Below are 18,384 nucleotides of genomic sequence, written 5' to 3'. Positions count from 1 at the left end.
AGAAAAAAGACCGAGGAGACAAAATGCATCAAACAAAATTCGCGCTGGCCGTGCTGGCTGCGGCTGTCCTGGCAGGTTGCGGCGGCGCCAGTGGCGGTGATCAAGCCTTGAAAGTCAAATACACGGCGCAGGTGTCGTTCGGCGACAGCCTGTCCGATGTCGGCTCGTATGCCGTGGGTACGGTGCAGGCGAAAGGTGGCGGCAAGTTCACCATCAATGGCGACAATACCAAGATCAATCCTGAACTGACGGGCAAGAACTGGACCGAGCACCTGGCCGCGCAATTTGGCCTGGCCGCGCCATGCGCCGCCGAGACGGGTCTGGAGGGGAATGCGGCGCAAGGCCTTTCCGTACCGCGCGTCAAGCATGCCGGCTGCTACGGCTACGCCATGGGCGGTTCGCGCGTCACCAACCCCGTCGGTCCGAACAACAAATTGACGGGCAGCCCGCTGGGCGCCCTGACCGTCCCTGTGGTGACGCAGATCGCGAACCACCTGGCCGTTTCCGGCGGCAAGTTCAGCGGCACGGAAGCCGTTTTCGTGATGGCCGGCGGTAATGACGTGCTGTTCCAGCTGGGCGCATTGCAAGCAGGCGCGACCGCTGCTGGCCAGGCTGCCGGCGCGGCCGCAGGCGCCCAGGCTTTCGCCACCAACCTGGCCATGGCTCTGGCCGCTGGCGCCACCAACCCTGCCACGGCAGCGGCTGCCATCGGCGCCGCCATCAAGACGGCCAGCGCCGCGCCGGGCGCCACGTCGACGACCATCGTCGGCGCCGCCGTGCAAGCCGCCGTGATTGCCGGCAATACGAATGCCCCAACCCTGGCCCCCGCCCTGGCCGCCAAGGCGCAAGCCGATGCGACGGTGACGGGTAACGCTGCCGGCGCCAAGGCCGGTGCCGATTACGCCGTGGCTCAGGGACCGACGCTGGTTGCCGCCATGAAACAAGCGGGTACCGAACTGGTGGCACTGGTCAAGGACCAGATCATCGCCAAGGGCGCCAACTATGTCATCGTCAACAATCTGCCTGACGTGGCCGGTACGCCGTCGGGCCTGAGCAAGGATGCCAATACCAAGGCGCTCATCAACGCCATGGTCAGCGCCTTCAACGGCGAACTCAGTGGCGGCCTGAGCGCCAATGCGAAAGTCTTGCTGGTCGACGTGTTTGCCGTCAGTCATGACCAGGCCACCAACCCTGGCCCGTATGGCTTGACCAACGTCAGCGAGACGGCGTGCGACTTGAGCGCGCCAGGCAATATTCTGGGCAGCTCGCTGGTCTGCAATGGCACGAACCTGAAAGCGGGCGACGTCAGCCACTACTCGTATGCCGACGATGTGCATCCTACGCCGTTCAACAACCTGCTGCTGGCACGTTATGTGGCCAAGGACATGGTTGTGCGGGGCTGGCTGTAAGGATGGCCGTGCCAGCTGCGTCTCCGGGGCGCGGCTGGCACTGGCAGCGACAAGACTCGATAGCGGAACACTCCGCACACAATGAATCAGGAGACAAGATGAAGAATCGTTTGAATACCGCTGTACGCGTGCTGGCCGCGGCTGCCGCGATGGCCATGGCGACGGGCGCTTCGGCGCAAAGCGCAGGCACCTGGATGGTCAAGGCCGGCGTCAACAAGATCACGCCGCACGTCGACAGTGGCGACATATCCGCGCCGGCATTGCCGAACACCAAGGCCGACGTCAAGGCGGACACCAAGCCCATCCTGACCTTTGCCTACATGATCACGGACAATATTTCAGCTGAAATGATCCTGGGCGTGCCGTACAAGCATGAACTGGTCGGCGATGGTTCCATCAAGGGTACGGGCAAGCTGGGGACGGCGGAAGCCTTGCCGCCGACGGCCTTCATCCAGTACCGCTTCTTCCAGCCCAATGCGATGATCCGTCCTTACGTGGGCGCGGGTTTGACATATGCCTATTTCCAGAAAGAAAAAGGCTCGGGCCAGATGACGGCCTTGCTCGATCCGGGTGGAAAACCGGTCACCTACCGCCTGGACAACAAGCTGGCAGGCAGCCTGGTGGTTGGCAGCACCCTGGCGATCAACGAGCGCTGGTTTGCCGACGTGGCCGTGGTCAAGACTTTCCTGAAAACCAAGGCGAAATTCTCGACGGGGCAGACGCAGAGCATCACGCTCGACCCGCTCGCCGTGAGTGTCAGCATCGGGTATAACTTTACCCTGTAAAACAAAAAATCCGCCTCGGCGGATTTTTTTTTGTCCCGCTCAGGCTGGCGGTGTATTGAACTTCCCATTGTGGAAGATCAAGGGCGGTTGCGCGGCAAACGCGCATTGTTCCACTTCGCCCACGAAAATGACGTGGTCGCCTTCCGGATAGCGGCTGCGGTTGTGGCATTCGAACCAGGCCGACGCGCCTTTCAGGATGGGCTGGCCCGTGCGCGACAGTTCGTATTCGACGTCGTCGAATGGATTCGGGGTGCGGCGTGAAAAGCGCGTGGCCAGTTCCGCCTGCTCGGCACCGAGCACGTTGATGACGTAATGCGAGTTGCCGCTGAAGATGGGCATGCTGTTCGCCACGGAACCGAGGCTCCACAGCACCAGCGGCGGCGACAGCGAGACGGAATTGAAGGAACTGGCCGTCAAGCCGCGGAAACTGCCGTCGGCCAGGCGCGTCGTAATGACCGTCACGCCGGTGGCAAACTGCGACAGTGCCTGGCGGAAATGTGCCGTATCGAATTCTTGCGCTGGCGCGCGGGGAGAGCGTGTGTTCATGGGTGACCTGTCTATTTGCTGACATTATGCCAAAAATCGGCCGCGCCAGCGCAATCGTGGCCGGCATGCCCCTTATGTGCGGTGCACCACGCACCGTTTCAAGCGGCACTGCAGGCCATGGCGCTTTGCGTTACAGTAATGAAATGATACGTCGCAGAGGCGTTGCGGGAGGACATCATGCATCAACAGACGGAATTAGCGGTATTCGGCGGTGGCTGTTTCTGGTGCCTCGATACCGTGTACGCGGAAGTGCGCGGCGTGACGCGCGTCGAGGCCGGCTATACGGGCGGCAGCGTGCCCAACCCCACATATGAACAGGTGTGCACGGGCGAGACAGGCCACGCGGAAGTGGTGCGCCTGGAATTCGATCCCGCCGTCATCAGTTATCACGACTTGCTGGAAATCTTTTTTACTTTGCACGACCCCACCACCGTGAACCGGCAAGGCAACGATGTCGGCACGCAATTTCGCTCCGTCATCCATTACCAGTCGGCGGAGCAGGAAAAGGTGGCGCGCAAGGTGCTCGCGGAGATGGCCGGCGTGTGGGATGCGCCCATCGTCACGCAGCTGGCGCCGGCAGCCACCTTTTATCCGGCTGAGGAGTACCACCAGAATTATGTCGAGCAGCATCCCTTGCAGGGCTATTGCGCGCTCGTCGTCGCGCCCAAGGTGGAGAAATTCCGCGCCATGTATGCGGGGCGCCTGAAGTAAGCGCCCCGCACGTGTCCGACTGTCAGGGCGTGAGCACGGGCGCCGGCCTTGTTTCCTGCGTATTCTCCTGCGCATACATGTAGTTGCGCGACCAGGGCAAGGTGGAAGAACGCCGCCCCGCCTTCACGCAGACGATCTGGTACAGGCTGATCAAATCTTGCTCGAAGGCATAGGCGCAGCCGGCCAGGTAGACGTGCCAGATGCGGAAGCGCCGTTCGCCCGCCAGCGGACGGATCTGCTCGGCATGGGCTTCGAAATTTTCCGTCCACAGGGCGCACGTGCGCGCATAGTGGCGCCGCAGGTTTTCCACGTCCAGCACTTCCAGCCCCCCCTGCTGCATGGTTTTCAGGACATTGCCGATGTGCGCCAGCTCGCCATGCGGAAACACATATTTTTCGATGAATTCGCCGCCGCCGTACGGCGTTTCGCCATTGTCCGGATCGGTCGAGGTGATGCCGTGGTTCATCGCCATGCCGTCCGGCGCCAGCAGCTTGTTGATGATGGAAAAGTAATTGGGCAAATGTTTCAATCCCACGTGCTCGAACATGCCCACGCTGGTAATGCGGTCGAACTGGCCCGTCACGTCGCGGTAATCTTGCAGGCGGATATCGATCAGGTGCGCCAGGCCGGCCGCCGCCACGCGCTCGCGCGCCAGCGCGTACTGGTTTTCCGAGAGGGTCACGCCCACGCAGCGGGCGCCATATTGCTGCGCGGCACGCATGACGAGCGCGCCCCAGCCGCAGCCGATGTCGAGCAGGGTCTGACCCGGCTGCAGCTGGATTTTCTTCAGGATATGGTCGATCTTCTTGACTTGCGCCTGCGCCAGGGTTTCATCGCCCTGTTCGAAATAGGCGCAGGAATACACGAGGCCGGGGTCGAGAAACTGTTCATAAAACGCATTCGACACATCGTAGTGATAGCGGATGGCTTCCGCATCCTTGCTCTTGTCATGCGTAAAGCTGCGCACGATGCGGGCCAGCTTGCCTTCCGGCTTCAAGGTATTGCGCGCCAGGGCATTGCAGATGGAAATCATGTCCTGGGCCGTGCCCTTGACTTCGATATTGCCTTCCACATAGGCCGAGCCCAGATTCGCCAGCGACGGGTTCAGCAGGTAGCGGGCCGAGGCGACGGTCGGCAGGCGGATAGTGACTCTCGGCGCTTCGCTGGACAGGTCGACGTGCTGGCCGTTCCACAATTCTATGCGTAGCGGCAAGGCGGTCTTGCTGCGGATGCTGGCGATCCAGGACTTGAGTTGGTTTTGTACAAACAAAATGGCCTCCAATGAAGCGGCCCCGGCTGGAGCCGCAAATTGAGAAACAATGTCATTTAGTAACTTCTAACCTCATAGCCTACACCGATATTGACCAGCTTGCGTTGCGCCGCCTTGGCTATCCTGCTTATGGTTGCAAGCGCTGCATGCTCCATTGCCCGTCGGCACCGCGCGTAAACACGATGCGGTCGTGGAAGCGCGAACGGCGCCCCTGCCAGAATTCGATGCGCTCCGGCTGCAGGCGGTAGCCGCCCCAGTGGGCCGGGCGCGGCGGCTGCGCGTCGCCAACGGCGGCAGCCACGGCTTCGTAATTGCTTTCCAGCGCGGCACGGCTGTCGATGGGCGCGCTTTGCTGCGAGGCAATCGCCGACAGCCGGCTTTGCAGGGGACGCACATTGAAATACTCGTCGCTCTCGGCCGCCGTGGTTTTTACCACCGTGCCCTCGATGCGCACTTGCCGCTCCAGCTCGCGCCAGAAGAACAGCAGGGCGGCGTGCGGGTTGTGTTCGAGATGCTGGCCCTTGTCGCTGTGGTAATTCGTGTACCAGGTAAAACCCCGCTCGTCGAACTGCTTGATCAGCACGATGCGCGAGCTGGGCTTGCCATCAGGGCTGACGGTGGACAAGTCCATGGCGTTCGGCTCCATCACTTGCGCGTTGATGGCCTCGGCAAACCATTTCTGGAACTGGGCGATGGGATCGGCCAGCACGTCCGTCTCGCTCAGGCTCGATTGCACGTAATCGGTGCGCATGGCGGCCAGCACGGCGGCCGCGTCCGGCACTTCGGCAGCTTCTGGCACATCGGGCGCGATGCCGCGGCGGCGCTGCATGGCCGTGCCCAGCTGCTCCATTTGTTGCGCGCTGAACAGGCGCTTGGCCATGGGCGCCAGTTGGCCCTCTTCCTTGCTCATATGGGCATGGTAGGCGGCAACGTAGGCGGCCACGCCATCGGCGGACAGCTGCGTGCCCGTACCGGCCGCGATCGCGTCCAGTTCCGGGCGCAGGGTCAGCCAGGCCTGGTCCATGCGCTGGTGGTCGGCCAGGATTTCCGGCACCAGGGTCGCCAGCAGGGCGGCATCGTCGCCCGTGGCGGTCGCTTGCAGCATCGGCATCAAGTCCTGCTCTTCATCGTCATGGTGCAGATGGGCGGCTTTATTGAAATACTGCAACACCGCCTTGGCCGCCTGCTGCGCGTCCGCCGTGTTGCCGTGCTGCGCCAAATGGCCCAGCAGGTTTTGCAGGGTCGTCAGCTGCTTGCGGATCTTGTCGTGACAATGCTTGAGCACGGCGATGGGCTGGTCAAAGCCGGGAACGGAGTCGAACAGGGGAGAGGTCATGGCGAGTTCTCGTGGTGGGCGGTGTGGGGGCGTGGCGACAGTGCGGCTTGTCGCTGTGTCAATTCGGCTATTTTAGAATATCCGTCAGCGCAGTGTCCGTTAAAATGGCGCCATGCATACCTCCACCAATGAACTAATTTCCATGGACTTGACCGAGATCGATTTTGAGCGGCGTTTCGGCGGCATCGCCCGCCTGTACGGCGCGCCCGCGCTGGCCCGTTTCCGCGCCGCCCATGTGTGTGTGATCGGCGTGGGCGGCGTCGGTTCCTGGATCGTCGAAGCGCTGGCGCGCAGCGCCATCGGCCGCCTGACCCTGATCGATCTCGATAATGTTGCCGAATCGAACATCAACCGCCAGATCCAGGCCATGAGCGACACCATCGGCCAGGCCAAGATTACGGCCCTGGCTGAACGCATCGAACTGATCAACCCGTTTTGCCAGGTCACGCAGATCGAGGATTTTATTACCCCCGATAATCTGGACCAACTGCTGGGCGGGCGCGATTTCGACTACCTCGTTGATGCCATCGACAATGCCAAGGCGAAAGCGGCCGTGATCGCATATTGCCGCGCGCGCAACATTCCCATGCTGACCATCGGCAGCGCGGGCGGGCAGACGGACCCGACCCTGATCGCCGTGCGCGACCTGTCGAAAACGGAACAGGAGCCGCTGCTCAAGCGAGTACGTAAACTGTTGCGCACCGAATATGGTTTCCCCCGTGGCGTGAAAAACAAATTCAATGTCGACGCCGTGTTTTCCATGGAACCGTTGAGCACGCCCGAGAGCGCCGAAGCGTGCGCCATCGATGGCGGCGCGCCCGCCGGCGTGACGGGCTTGAACTGTGCCGGTTTTGGTTCCAGCGTGGTGGTGACGGCCAGCTTCGGCATGGTGGCGGCCGCGCATGCGCTGAAAAGCTTGCGCCAGGACAAATTAACCGCCTTGCCTGACGCCGCCTAGCTTAATTTCCTGCTGGCCAGGATGCGGTAGTCGCCGCTGCTCTTGAGCGATTCCACCAGCACCAGCTCGTCCGCCAGCCAGGCGATGGGCGCGAAGTCCCCGATGGCCGGCGGCGGCGCTTGGCGCGCCAGGGTCACGTGCGGCGTAAAACGGTCGTGCTCGAAGCGGGGCGCCAGTCCCTGTTCCGCCAAGTTACGCATGCAGGCCGCGCGCAAGTCCAGCAGGGCGGGCGACGGCTGCGCCAGGGCGGCCCAGGCCAGCGACAGCTTCGTAAAATGGCTGGCGTGATCGAACAGCAGGGGCATGGGATGCGCCGGTGTGTGCGCCAGAATATCCAGCAGGGCCGGCAGGTCGCCGGCGGGGCGCTGGCCCAGGAAGGCCAGGGTCAGGTGCAGCTTGTCCGGACGCACGGGTTTGCCTTCCAGGCGCGCCTGCCAGGCGGCCAGGGCCGCGCGCGTGGCCGCATCGGGCCACAGTGCGTAAAACAGGCGGGGGCAGTGTGTATCGGGCGACAAGTTTTTCCTATCGTTGCGGCGGTTTGCTATTATTGACGTTCCCTGCCCACTTGCACTGGCAGGGATCTTACCGAAACTCACTGAAAGAATACATCATGACGCGTAGCTCCGTTTTGTTTGCCCTGATCTGCTCCGTCGCCGCGTCGCTGGCGCAGGCACAGGCGCCAGCGCCTGTTCCCGCCTCGGCCGTCTCGCTGAGCCCCGGCCCTGTCGCCGATAAATTGATCCTGATCGACAACAAGGTCGGCACGGGCAAGGAAGCGTCCGTCGGCAGTAACGTCACCGTGCACTACACGGGCTGGCTGTACCGTCCGCTGGCGAAAGATTCGCGCGGCAAGAAGTTCGACAGCTCCGTCGGTCGTGGCCCGTTTGACTTCCCGCTCGGCAAGGGCATGGTCATCAAGGGTTGGGACCAGGGCGTGGCCGGCATGAAAGTGGGCGGCAAGCGCACCCTGATCATTCCAGGCGAACTGGCCTACGGCCCGCGCGGCGCCGGCAATGGCGACATTCCGCCGAACTCGGCACTGATCTTCGACGTGGAATTGCTGGACGTGAAGTAATTGTTCAGTTTGGCGGCGGCGCATGCCCGCGCCGCCGCCATTTACGCTCTGAAACGCGGTAGACTGGGTTCTCCTGAAATTGCTGTGGAGACCACCCCCATGAACATCGCCAACGACGTCACTGAACTGATCGGCAACACCCCCCTGGTGCGCATCAACCGCATCGCCGCCGGCAGTGTGGCCACCATCCTGGCCAAACTCGAATTCTACAATCCCGCGCACAGCGTCAAGGACCGCATCGGCCTGGCCATGATCGTCGCCGCGGAAGCCGCAGGCAAGATCCATTCCGATACCGTCATCGTCGAGCCCACCAGCGGCAACACGGGCATCGCGCTGGCCATGGTATGCGCCGCGCGCGGCTACCGCTGCACCCTCGTCATGCCCGACACCATGAGCCGCGAGCGCCGCATCCTGCTGCGCGCCTATGGCGCCGAGCTGGTGCTTACGCCCGGCAGCGAAGGCATGCTGGGCGCCATCCGCAAGGCCGAGGAACTGGTGGCGGCCGATCCGCGCTACCTGATGCTGCAGCAATTCAACAATCCCGCCAATCCCGCCATCCACCGCGCCACGACGGCCGAGGAAATCTGGCGCGACACGGATGGGCAAGTGGACATCGTCGTTGCCGGCGTGGGCACGGGCGGCACGATTACCGGCATCGGCGAAGTGCTGAAGGAACGCAAGCCCGGCCTGCAAGTGATCGCCGTGGAACCGGAAGCGTCGCCGATGCTGTCGAAGGGCACCAAGGGACCGCACCCGATCCAGGGCATCGGCGCCGGTTTCGTGCCGCAGATTTTGAACACGGCCATCTATGATGAAATTATTTGCGTCAAGAACGACGACGCCTTCGCCACGGCGCGCCTGGCCGCCAGCGATGAAGGCTTGCTGGTCGGCATCTCGTCGGGTGCCGCCCTGTGGGCTGCCCTGCAAGTGGCGCGCCGTCCGGAAAACGCGGGCAAGCACATCGTCACCATCATCCCGTCGTTCGGCGAGCGCTACCTGAGCACGGCTTTGTACGCGGGCTTGGGCGACTGATTTGTAAATAGTAGGGACAGATCTGTCCCTTCCGCCAGCGCCCGGTTGCCTGCGTCGCCCGGGTGCAGGTGGTCGCCCGAGTCGTAGACGGGCAGCAGGCGCAGCGGGTGCGCAGGGTCGCGCGCCAATGCGTCGAAGTCGAGCACCGCATCAAAGCTGCCGCTGGCGCGTATCCACGCATTCAATTGCTGGCGCAGCGCATCTTTTTCCGGCTGATAATAGTTGCTCAAGGGCGTGCCGGGCAGGGCGCCGGCGAACGGCGTCAGGGTGGCCGCGATCACGCGCACACCGCGGCTGTGCGCCTGGGCGATCAGTTGGGTGTAGCCGTTTGTTAACTCCTCCAACGTCGGCCGTTTTGACCGTGGCGCAAACGCCGTGCCGGGCCAGCTGATGTCATTGATTCCCAACAAGACGATCACCGTGCGCACGCCTGGTTGCGCCAGCACGTCGCGCTCGAAACGGGCCAGGGCATTGTCTCCCATGCCATCGGACAACAGCCGCGCACCGGAAATGCCCGCATTGATCACGGCCACGCCGTGCGGCGCCAGACGCTTGGCCAGGAAATCGGGCCAGCGCGCATCCATCCCCAGGCTGGCAGTGGCGCCATCGGTAATTGAATCGCCGAGGATGGCCACGGCTTGCGCCCCTGGCGCCGCCTCCACCTGAATCGCACTGAGTAAAAGGCGCGCCGTGGTGGTCTGCATGCCAGGCGCGTCATCGATGCGCGCGGCCCGCGTCTGGTCCTGCGGGGCGATCCACGCCGTCTCGCGCCCATCCCAGTGAAACGTGGAGACGGGACTGGCTTGCGGCAGGTGGATGCTCACCGTCAGGCGAGCCAGGTCCGGCACGGACAGGTCAACGGGGTCGCTGACGAGCGGCGCGCCCGGCGCCACGCTGGCTGCCGGCTGGCCGGAAAATGTGAGCGTGCGCAGGCTGCCCGCTTCGATGGCCGAACCGGAAGAGGCCAGCGCCACGGTGGCCGCGCCGATGCGTAGCGGCACCTTGCCATACGCATTCGACAGCACGATGCGCACGCGCGGGCCGCCCACGCTGAGGCGTGCCACCTGGCGCACGGTGTGCCCGTGCAGCACGGCGGGCACATTGCTGGGGAACAGGAAATCGCTGCTCCACACGGCTTGGGGGCTGGCCGTCCAGCTGGCCAGCCAGGAGGTATCGCCATTGGCTGCCTGGACGGGGCTAGTGCTCAGCGCCAGGCTCAGCAGGATGGCGGGGAAGAGGGACAATCGTTGCATGGCGGCTCGCTTCATCAAGGGGAATGCCTGCATGATGAAAGCAAAGCCATTTATGTACTAGACTATCTCATCGAAGAACATTTATGAGTTGAATTCACAATGGCCAGATTGGAAGTGAACCGCTCCGGCGAGCTGGAAGTGTTCGTGCGCGTGGTCGAGCTCGGCGGCTTTTCCGCTGCCGCGCGCGCCTGCGGCATGACGCCGTCGGCCGTCAGCAAGCTCGTCTCGCGGCTCGAAGAGCGCCTGGGCGCGCGCCTGCTGAACCGCTCCACGCGCCAGCTGCAGCTGACGGCCGAGGGTTGCGGCCTGTACGAACGGGGACAGCAAGTGCTGGCGGCGCTGGACGAGGCCGAGCGCTGCGCTGGCGTGCAGGACGTGCCGCGCGGCAGAATCAAGGTCAATGCGAACGTGCCCTTCGGCCAGCATTTCTTGTTGCCGCTGGCGCCGTTGTTTCTCGAACGCTATCCCGAGGTGACGCTCGACATCGTGCTCACGGACGCCGTCGTCGATATCCTCGAGCAGCGCACGGACGTGGCCGTGCGGGCGGGGCCATTGAAAAGCTCCAGCCTGCTGGCGCGCAAGCTGGGCCAGACGCGCATGGTCATCGTGGCATCGCCAGCCTACCTGGCGCGGCGCGGCACGCCGTTGACGCCTGCCGAGCTGGCCGCGCACAACTTGCTCGACGCCAATTACGCGCGCGCCCGCTCGGGCTGGCCGCTGCGCCTGCCCGAGGGCGACATCGTCGTGCCGGTCACGGGCAATGCACAGGCCAGCGATGGCGAAGCCTTGCGGCAACTGTCGCTGGCGGGGCTGGGACTGGCGCGCCTGGCCGCCTTCCAGGTGCGATCCGATATCGCGGCTGGCCAGCTGCAGGCCGTGCTGGAAGAGTGCAATCCCGGCGACAGCGAAGAAGTGCATGCTGTGTTCGTGGGCCAAGGCGGGCATGTGCCGCTGCGCGTGCGCGTCTTTCTCGACTTCCTGGCGCAGCACGTCGAGCTGGAGTGATGCGATAGGCTGCATCCGGACACGGCCGCGCAGTACAATATCGGACGGGCCGCAATGGTTCGGCCCGTATTGTGCCTTTGAATGGAAATATGTTCCTGGTAAAACCTGAACGCCGCCGCCTGCTGCAGGTGGGCGCAACCGTGGCTGTCATCGCGCTGGGCCTGGCCTCGCGCGCCTTTCCCCAACTCGTCCCCGCCGCGCTCGGCAAGTATCCGGGCGACGCCCTGTGGGCCATGATGATCGTCTTTGCGTTGGGCATTGTCGCTACGCGCATGCGCACGTGGCAGCTGGCGCTGACGGCCTTGCTGATCTGCTTTGCCGTGGAATTCGGCCAGCTATACCAGGCGCCGTGGATCGTCGCGTTGCGCGCGCATCCGCTGGGACACCTCGTGCTGGGCTCCGCCTTCGGCTGGGTCGACCTGATCGCCTACACGGCGGGCGTGGCGATCGCGGCGCTGGTGGATCAAGCGGCGCTGTTCAAGCGCCGCTAATCCTGATTACTTGACGTTACCTTCCGCGTCGCGCAATTCGACGGGCGCCAGCTTCAGCTTCGACAATTGCGGAGCGATCTTCGCCTTGTCGCCCACGCCGATGACGATCAGCTTTTCCGGCTGCAGGTATTTCTTCGCCACCTGCTGCACCTGCTTGTCCGTCACGCTGGCAAAGCGTTGCGGCAAGGTCGTGTAGTAGTCGATGCCCAGGCCGTAGATATACGTGTTGGCCATGCTGGCGCTGATGCTGGCATTCGTCTCGAACTGGCCGGGCAAGGACAGCACTTGCGAGTTGCGCGCATTCGCCAGTTCTTGGCGAGCCAAGGGTTTGGCGATCATGGCGCGAATTTCCCTGACGGTTTCCGACACGGCCGGGCCCGTCACATCGGTGCGCACGCTGGCGGCAATCGAGAACGGTCCAGGCTGATTGCGGTACTGGAATTGCGAACGCACGCCATACGTGTAGCCCTTTTCTTCGCGCAAGTTGGTGTTCAGGCGGCTGGTAAACAAGCCGCCCAGCGCCGCGTTCATCACTTGCAGCGGCGCGTAATCGGGCGTGGCGCGCGGCACGGCGATGGTCGACAGGCGCACGGCCGTTTGCGGCGCGCCTGGCTTGTCGACCAAAATCAATTTTGCCTTCGTCGTCTGCGGCGCCGCGGCCACGGACGGCGCCACCGTGCCTGCCTTCCAGCTGCCGAACTTCGCTTCGGCCAGCGCCTTCAATTCCGCCTCGCCGATATCACCCGAAACGATCAGCGCCGCATTGTTCGGCAGGTAATGCTGCTGCCAGAAACCTTGCAAGTCGGCGCGGCTGGCCGCTTTCAGCGCCGCTTCCGTGCCCAGCTGGATGTAGCCATATGGATGCTGCGGGCCATACAGGGCCGCCGCTTCCACTCTGGCCGCCACCGCGCCCGCGTTTTCGCGCTGCTGCGCCAGTTCGCCGATGCGGCTGGCACGCTGGCGCTCGACTTCTTCCTGGGGGAATTGCGGGTGCAGCACCACGTCGGCCAGCACGTCGAGCGCTTGCGGGAACGTGGCTTTGAGCGACGTCAGCTGGGCGAACGACGCGTCCACGCCGGAGCCGGTATTGAGCAGGGCGCCCAGCTGCGCCACGTCGTCGGCGATCTGCGGCGCGCTGCGCGTGGCCGTGCCTTCCTGCAGCAATTGCGCCGTAAAGCTCGACAAGCCCGGCTGCGCCAGCGGATTGGCGCCCGAGCCGCTTTTCACCACAAGCTGGCTGGACACGAGCGGCACGGCGCCGTTGTAGTGGTGGATCACGGTCAGGCCGTTCGCCAGGGTGAACGATTTTCCTTGCGGTAAAACAATCTTCGGTGCGGGACCGGCCTTCGGCACGGCATTGCGCCATGGCTCGTCCGCATTGATGGCCGTGCCCGGCGCAGGCTTGATCTTGCCCGGCGCCGGCGTCGGCACTTCCGCGCCCAGGTCCGGCGTGCCGGGCACGCCATAGACGACCACGCGCGACTGGTTCTTCAGGTACTGGTCGACGGCGCGCTGCACGCCGGCCGCCGTCACCTGGCGGTAGCGTTCGATATCCTTGGCCAGGTAGCCGGGGTCGCCCACGTATTGGTTGTATTCGTTGAGCAAGTTGGCCACGCCGTGGCCGCCCATTTTTTCCACCTGGCTCAGCATGCTCGTCTCGATGCTGTTGCGCGCGCGCTCCAGTTCCTTCTCGGTCGGGCCCTTGGCGCGCAATTGTTCCAGCTCCGCCTGCAAGGCTTGCTCGATTTCCTCGGGCTTGCGGCCCGGGCGCGCCGTCGCGTCGATGGTGAAAATCGACGTGAGGGCGTTCGAACCCTGGCTGGCGCCCACGTCCTGGGCGATCTGCTTGTCGTACACGAGGGATTTATATAAACGGCTGGACTTGCCGCCGGCCAGGATGTGCGCGGCCATCGACAGTTCCGCGTCGTCCCTGGTGTAGGCGGACGGCGTCAGCCAGGCCATGAAGACGCGCGGCAACTCGACCCGGTCCTGTACCACGATGCGGCGTTCCTGCGTGATGGGCGGCGTCACGACATTCGGTTTCGGCACGGCCGGGCCGCTCTTGAAGCTGCCGAAGTATTTATTGACCAGTTCCTTGGTCTTCGCCTTGTCGATGTCGCCCGCGATCACGAGGCTGGCATTGTTGGGCCCATAGTATTTGCTGAAGAAATCCTTGATGTCGGCCAGCTTCGCGTTCTGGATGTCCGCGTGCGAACCGATGACGCTGGCGTAATACGGGTGGGTCTTGGGAAACAGCTGGTGGTACAGCGCTTCCTGCACGATGCCGTACGGCGCATTCTCCACGCTTTGGCGGCGCTCGTTGCGCACGACGTCCTGCTGGTTCGTCAGCGCCGTCTGATCGAGCACGTCGAGCAGATAGCCCATGCGGTCGGAATGCGTCCACAGGGCCAGTTCCAGCTGGTTCGACGGCACCGTGTCGAAATAATTGGTGCGGTCGAAATCCGTGCTGCCGTTGGAATCGGTGGCGCCCGCGCCTTCGAGCAACTGGTCGGCCATGCCGCGCGGCACGTGCTTGGTGGCGGCAAACATCATGTGCTCGAACAAATGCGCAAAGCCCGTCAGGCCCGGCGCTTCATTCGCCGGTCCCACGTGGTACCAAATGTTGACGGCCGTGACGGGCAATTTATGGTCTTCCACGAGAATGACGTCCAGGCCGTTCGGCAAAGTGTATTTTTCGTAGGCGATATGGGGCACGGACGTCGCACCTGTCGTGACGGCGGCATCGGCGGCATGGGCGAGGGTGAGCGGGGCGCCGTACAGCGACAGCAGCAGGGCGGGGAGGGCCAGCAGTTTGATCGGTTTCATGCATGCTTCCAGGGATGGGTGGAGAAGACGCTGCGGCTCGCTCGTGGCTGGCGCAGCGCGACGGTGCTACGGTCGTTACTACGGCCGGTGCTACAGTTTATACAGGAGGGCCGCGCCGCCCAGTACCAACAGCGCGCTGGCGATGGAGACGATGGCAGCCGCGCCCAGCAAGCGCCATTCGCGCGGAGAAAACCAAGGGGCGGACAGGGGCGCTTGCGGCACAGGCTGGGGCACGGCCGCAGGCAAGCCGCCAGCCGCGCGCGCCTGGGCCGCCAGCGCCTGCGTGGCGGCGTCGAGCAGGGTCAGCTGGCGCTCGACGGTTTCGGCCAGCACGGCTTCGTTCAGCGCCACGAGGGCGAATATCGGGTCATCGACGTCGACCTTGATGCCCGTCTTGTCGAACACGTGGCTGCGCAGTTTGTGCCGGTCCATCTACCACTGCACCTTGTCGAGCTGTTCGAAGATGTCGCGGTAGACGACCTTGATGCGCTGCTTTTCCATGATGTTGAACTTGTCGTTCTGCAGCACTTCCTGCATCGTCAGGCGCGCCGTGTTCATTTTCTTGACGTCCGCGCCAAAGGTGTCGGGATTGCGCTGGCTCAGGGTGATGCTGCCTTTCACGCGCGCGCGGTTGTCGCTGTACGACTGCGATTCGACGAACTGCTTGCCGGACGCCGATTGCAGCAGGCCGAAGTGTTCGTTTTGCCACAGCACCAGCGGTACCTTCGTCGATTGGGCGGTCGCGACAAAACCCGTGGCCGTGTCGTGCAAGGTATCGCCGCCGCCGACGATGGTGTGGATGTAGACCTTGCGGCCCGATTCTTCCAGCAGCGAAAAACAGTCGTTTTCCAGCAAGTAGCCCATCAGCGGCGAAAACGTGTTCGCGCCATTGTCGATCACGCAGTTGCCGTCCGTGTCGAGAATGTCGATCATCAGCGCGTCGAAGCGTTTCGGATCGATGTTGCGCGCATCCGTCATCACGGGCACGTGCTTGACGTTCATCGCCTTGTAGCGCGAGAACGTGGCGTTTTCCTGATCGGTGTCATAGCAGCGCAAAGGCGCGTCGTCCTTGCCGCCTATCCACTGGGCCAGCAGGGTCGAGACGAGGGTCTTGCCGATGCCGCCCTTGCCCTGCAGGATGAAATGTACCGTGTTTTGCATTGCGACTACTCCAAGTTGTTGCGTCAGTGACAATCAAAGATCCGTGACAGCGGCGACTGGCATTTTTACCACAATCCTTTGCAAATATGCCATGCGGAACAGCGAATCTGGTTATGATGTTAATCAGGATACCATTGATGTAGAGCAAGTTTTGTGTGAAAAATCCACCCCAGAGTGTGAACGAGGACGCAGTGCCGATCTCCAGTCTCGATAAAGCCGACATTGACCGTCTGAATCAGCAAGCCCTGTCTTGCCTGGTCGGCAACCGCCGCCAGGCGCGCCGGCTGGCGCAGATGGCGCTGGCGGCCGCGCAACGGCAACAGTATGCGCGCGGCGGCGCGTATGCGGAACTCAATCATTGCTGGCTCGCGTATTACGCGGGCGAGGCCGAACCGTCATGCGAGCGCCTGGGCGCGTATTTCCAGCACAGCGGCGACCTGGAGGGGGGCATGGAAGTGGCCGCCCTGCAGGGCGCGTATGCGAGCCGGCGCGGCGATTTTGCCGATGCCGAGCAGCATTTCCTGCAGGCGCGCAGCCAGGCCGCGCAGATACCCGACTCGCTGCACAAATTCATGCTGTACGCGCGCCTGGGCGTCGATGCCCTGAACCGTGGCGATACGCAGGACGGCCCGCGCAACTTCCTGCTGGCGCTCGACATCGCCGAGCGTTTCGGCAGTCCCGCGCACCGGGTCAACAGCCTGTCGAACCTGGCGTCGTCGCAGCATGACCTGGGCAACGATGAAGACGCGATTCCCCTGCTGTTCGAGGCGCTCGAAATCATCGGCACGCAAAAGCTCAAATACCAGCAAACCATCGTGTCGGCCAACCTGGCCATGTGTTTATTGGCCACGGGCAAGCCGGCCGAGGCGCTGGCGCTGGTGGAACCGTTTTACGAGTGGCCGGAAGAAGACCTGGCCGTGCGCGCCTTTCTTTTCTGCATCGCCGCCCACGCCGCGATCCTGCTGCGCCAGCCCGACAGTGCCCTGCAATTGCTGTTGCGGGCCGAAGAGTACGCGCGCCGGGGTCAGGACCTGGAAGAGCAGATGCATGCGTGGCTGGTGCGCGGCAAGCTCGACTTGCACGCGGGCCAGACGGCGCAGGCGCTGGCGTCGCTGACGCAGGCGCACAGCCTGCTGAGCTGGACGCGCAATCCGTTTCACCAGCAGCAGATCCTGCGCGGCTTGTCCGACATCAACGCCCAGCTGGGCGAATGGCAGGCCGCGTATGGTTTCCTGCAGCAATATCAGGCCGCGTACGAGGCCAGCAGCAAGTCGGCGCGCGCGTCGCGCAGCCTGATGCGCAATCTGGAAAAGGAAATGCACAGCCTGAAAGCCGAGCGCGACAAGGCGCTGGAGCTGCAGGCCGCGCGCGAATCGGAAAACGTCAAGCTCGAACACCTGAACCGCGAACTGGCGCACCAGATCCTGCACGTCAATTCCCTGCAGGATAGCCTGAAGGAGCAGGCCATGCGCGACCACCTGACGGGCCTGTACAACCGCCGCCATTTTGAAACCTGCCTCAATGCCATCCTGCACGAGGCCGATGCGGATGCGCCCGTGGCCATCGCCATCATCGACCTGGATTTTTTCAAGCGCGTCAACGATACCTACGGGCACAACTTTGGCGACGAAGTGCTGATCCAGTTCGCGCGCCTGGTGGAAGGCCAGCTGCGCGGCACCGATATGGTCTGCCGCTATGGCGGCGAGGAATTCTGCCTGCTGTTGCGCGAAGCCGACAGTCTCATCGCGGCGCACAAGATCGACGATATCGCCGCGCGCTACCGCCAGCTGCTGATCCAGCAGGCGCCGCACAGCTTGACGGGCTGTACCTTTTCGGCCGGCATCGCCGAATATCCGCGCCACGGCGCCGGCCGCCACGAATTGCTGATGCGCGCCGACAGCGCGCTGTATGCGGCCAAACAGGCGGGCCGCGACCGCGCCTGCATCGCCGACGCTACTGAATAAAGCGCAGCAGTTCGCGCAGCGCGTGCGCCACGGCTTGCTCGCGCACGGCCTGGCGGTCGCCGGCAAACACGAGCCGCTGCGTCTGCACGCGCCCGTCCATGGCCCAGCCGAAGCAGACGGTGCCGACGGGCTTGCCCGGCACGCCGCCCGTGGGGCCGGCGATGCCCGTGGTCGAGACGGCCACCTGGGCTTCGCTGTGGACCAGGCTGCCTTGCGCCATGGCGGCGGCCACTTCCTCGCTGACGGCGCCGTGTGCGGCGATCAGTTCGGCAGGCACGCCCAGCATGCCGCTCTTGGCCCCGTTGGAGTACGTAACGAAACCCCGTTCGAACCAGGCGCTCGAGCCCGGGATATCGGTGACGGCCTGCGCCACGCCGCCGCCCGTGCACGATTCGGCCGTGGCCAGCAGCAGGCCTTTCGCCTGCAAGGCCAGGCCGACTGCGGTGGAGAGGGGGACGAGTTCCTTGCTCATGGATGACTCCTGCATGCGGTGAAAATGGTGGCAAGACTGTAGCATGGCCGACGGCAAAAGAAACTTTCCCCGGTATCAGCGAAAATGCGT

The 18,384-nt window shown here is 63.7% G+C and carries 18 protein-coding genes; 9 read left to right on the top strand and 9 right to left on the bottom strand.

What is annotated here, in order from left to right; translation table 11 throughout:
• Positions 1-23 precede the first annotated feature (23 nt).
• Together AC54AG_RS04795 and AC54AG_RS04790 are read left to right on the top strand one after the other, a co-directional pair.
• Entirely contained in the window at positions 24-1,409 is a 1,386-nt protein-coding gene (locus AC54AG_RS04795; RefSeq protein WP_219328028.1) for an SGNH/GDSL hydrolase family protein, read from the top strand.
• 98 nt (positions 1,410-1,507) lie between these two features.
• Positions 1,508-2,194, top strand: a complete 687-nt coding sequence (locus AC54AG_RS04790) for an OmpW/AlkL family protein (RefSeq protein ID WP_072454932.1) — start codon at positions 1,508-1,510, stop codon at positions 2,192-2,194.
• A 39-nt stretch (positions 2,195-2,233) separates the two neighbouring features.
• On the opposite strand, the gene AC54AG_RS04785 is transcribed toward AC54AG_RS04790, so the two are convergent.
• Positions 2,234-2,740 carry a flavin reductase family protein gene (locus tag AC54AG_RS04785; RefSeq protein WP_034746143.1) on the bottom strand — a complete coding sequence of 169 codons (507 nt, stop codon included), beginning with the start codon at positions 2,738-2,740 and terminating at the stop codon, positions 2,234-2,236.
• A gap of 177 nt (positions 2,741-2,917) precedes the next feature.
• Between AC54AG_RS04785 and msrA the strand changes: the two genes are divergently transcribed.
• The gene (gene msrA / locus AC54AG_RS04780) at positions 2,918-3,451 is read left to right on the top strand and encodes a peptide-methionine (S)-S-oxide reductase MsrA (RefSeq protein ID WP_219328026.1); all 534 of its coding nucleotides are present in this window, start codon (positions 2,918-2,920) and stop codon (positions 3,449-3,451) included.
• Positions 3,452-3,473: 22 nt separating this feature from the next.
• Here msrA and AC54AG_RS04775 read toward each other — a convergent pair whose 3' ends face one another.
• Positions 3,474-4,721 (bottom strand): class I SAM-dependent methyltransferase, encoded by a 1,248-nt coding sequence (locus AC54AG_RS04775; protein WP_070301069.1) that lies wholly within the window; start codon positions 4,719-4,721, stop codon positions 3,474-3,476.
• A gap of 127 nt (positions 4,722-4,848) precedes the next feature.
• Positions 4,849-6,057: a pyridoxamine 5'-phosphate oxidase gene (gene pdxH, locus AC54AG_RS04770; RefSeq protein ID WP_496629621.1), complete on the bottom strand. Its 1,209-nt coding sequence runs from the start codon at positions 6,055-6,057 to the stop codon at positions 4,849-4,851.
• Between the two features lie 112 nt (positions 6,058-6,169).
• Between pdxH and AC54AG_RS04765 the strand changes: the two genes are divergently transcribed.
• Positions 6,170-7,015, top strand: coding sequence for a tRNA threonylcarbamoyladenosine dehydratase (locus AC54AG_RS04765; protein WP_496629620.1), 846 nt, complete (start codon positions 6,170-6,172; stop codon positions 7,013-7,015).
• Here the strand turns inward: AC54AG_RS04765 and thpR are convergent.
• Positions 7,012-7,530: an RNA 2',3'-cyclic phosphodiesterase gene (thpR, locus tag AC54AG_RS04760; protein WP_496629619.1), complete on the bottom strand. Its 519-nt coding sequence runs from the start codon at positions 7,528-7,530 to the stop codon at positions 7,012-7,014. The two genes, AC54AG_RS04765 and thpR, sit on opposite strands and share 4 nt — an antisense overlap.
• A 95-nt stretch (positions 7,531-7,625) precedes the next feature.
• On the opposite strand from thpR, the gene AC54AG_RS04755 reads away from it, so the two are divergent.
• Entirely contained in the window at positions 7,626-8,090 is a 465-nt protein-coding gene (locus AC54AG_RS04755) for an FKBP-type peptidyl-prolyl cis-trans isomerase (protein ID WP_034746152.1), read from the top strand.
• A gap of 99 nt (positions 8,091-8,189) precedes the next feature.
• Positions 8,190-9,122, top strand: a complete 933-nt coding sequence (cysK, locus tag AC54AG_RS04750; RefSeq protein WP_128141793.1) for a cysteine synthase A — start codon at positions 8,190-8,192, stop codon at positions 9,120-9,122.
• Here cysK and AC54AG_RS04745 read toward each other — a convergent pair.
• Positions 9,083-10,375, bottom strand: coding sequence for an SGNH/GDSL hydrolase family protein (locus AC54AG_RS04745; RefSeq protein WP_496629618.1), 1,293 nt, complete (start codon positions 10,373-10,375; stop codon positions 9,083-9,085). The genes cysK and AC54AG_RS04745 overlap by 40 nt on opposite strands.
• A 99-nt stretch (positions 10,376-10,474) precedes the next feature.
• Here AC54AG_RS04745 and AC54AG_RS04740 point away from each other — a divergent pair, with 99 nt between their 5' ends.
• Both AC54AG_RS04740 and AC54AG_RS04735 read left to right on the top strand, forming a co-directional pair.
• Positions 10,475-11,380 carry a LysR family transcriptional regulator gene (locus tag AC54AG_RS04740; protein ID WP_496629617.1) on the top strand — a complete coding sequence of 302 codons (906 nt, stop codon included), beginning with the start codon at positions 10,475-10,477 and terminating at the stop codon, positions 11,378-11,380.
• An 89-nt stretch (positions 11,381-11,469) separates the two neighbouring features.
• Positions 11,470-11,871, top strand: coding sequence for a ribosomal maturation YjgA family protein (locus tag AC54AG_RS04735; RefSeq protein WP_496629616.1), 402 nt, complete (start codon positions 11,470-11,472; stop codon positions 11,869-11,871).
• Positions 11,872-11,877: 6 nt separating this feature from the next.
• Here the strand turns inward: AC54AG_RS04735 and AC54AG_RS04730 are convergent, their stop codons facing one another.
• From AC54AG_RS04730 to AC54AG_RS04720, 3 genes are all read right to left on the bottom strand, one after another.
• A complete protein-coding gene (locus tag AC54AG_RS04730; protein ID WP_496629615.1) occupies positions 11,878-14,697 on the bottom strand; it encodes a M16 family metallopeptidase in 2,820 nt (939 codons plus the stop codon).
• Positions 14,698-14,787: 90 nt separating this feature from the next.
• Positions 14,788-15,129: a conjugal transfer transcriptional regulator TraM gene (gene traM / locus AC54AG_RS04725; RefSeq protein WP_496629614.1), complete on the bottom strand. Its 342-nt coding sequence runs from the start codon at positions 15,127-15,129 to the stop codon at positions 14,788-14,790.
• Complete coding sequence (locus AC54AG_RS04720; RefSeq protein WP_496629613.1) at positions 15,130-15,858, bottom strand: P-loop NTPase family protein; 729 nt, start codon at positions 15,856-15,858, stop codon at positions 15,130-15,132.
• A gap of 191 nt (positions 15,859-16,049) precedes the next feature.
• On the opposite strand from AC54AG_RS04720, the gene AC54AG_RS04715 reads away from it, so the two are divergent.
• The gene (locus tag AC54AG_RS04715; RefSeq protein ID WP_496629612.1) at positions 16,050-17,822 is read left to right on the top strand and encodes a GGDEF domain-containing protein; all 1,773 of its coding nucleotides are present in this window, start codon (positions 16,050-16,052) and stop codon (positions 17,820-17,822) included.
• On the opposite strand, the gene AC54AG_RS04710 is transcribed toward AC54AG_RS04715, so the two are convergent.
• The gene (locus AC54AG_RS04710; protein WP_496629611.1) at positions 17,812-18,294 is read right to left on the bottom strand and encodes a CinA family protein; all 483 of its coding nucleotides are present in this window, start codon (positions 18,292-18,294) and stop codon (positions 17,812-17,814) included. The genes AC54AG_RS04715 and AC54AG_RS04710 overlap by 11 nt on opposite strands.
• Positions 18,295-18,384 lie beyond the last annotated feature (90 nt).

The sequence above is a fragment of the Janthinobacterium sp. BCJ23 genome (assembly GCF_059617945.1).
The sequence above is the reverse complement of the archived record's forward strand: the minus strand, read 5'-3'. Positions and strand labels throughout refer to the sequence as shown.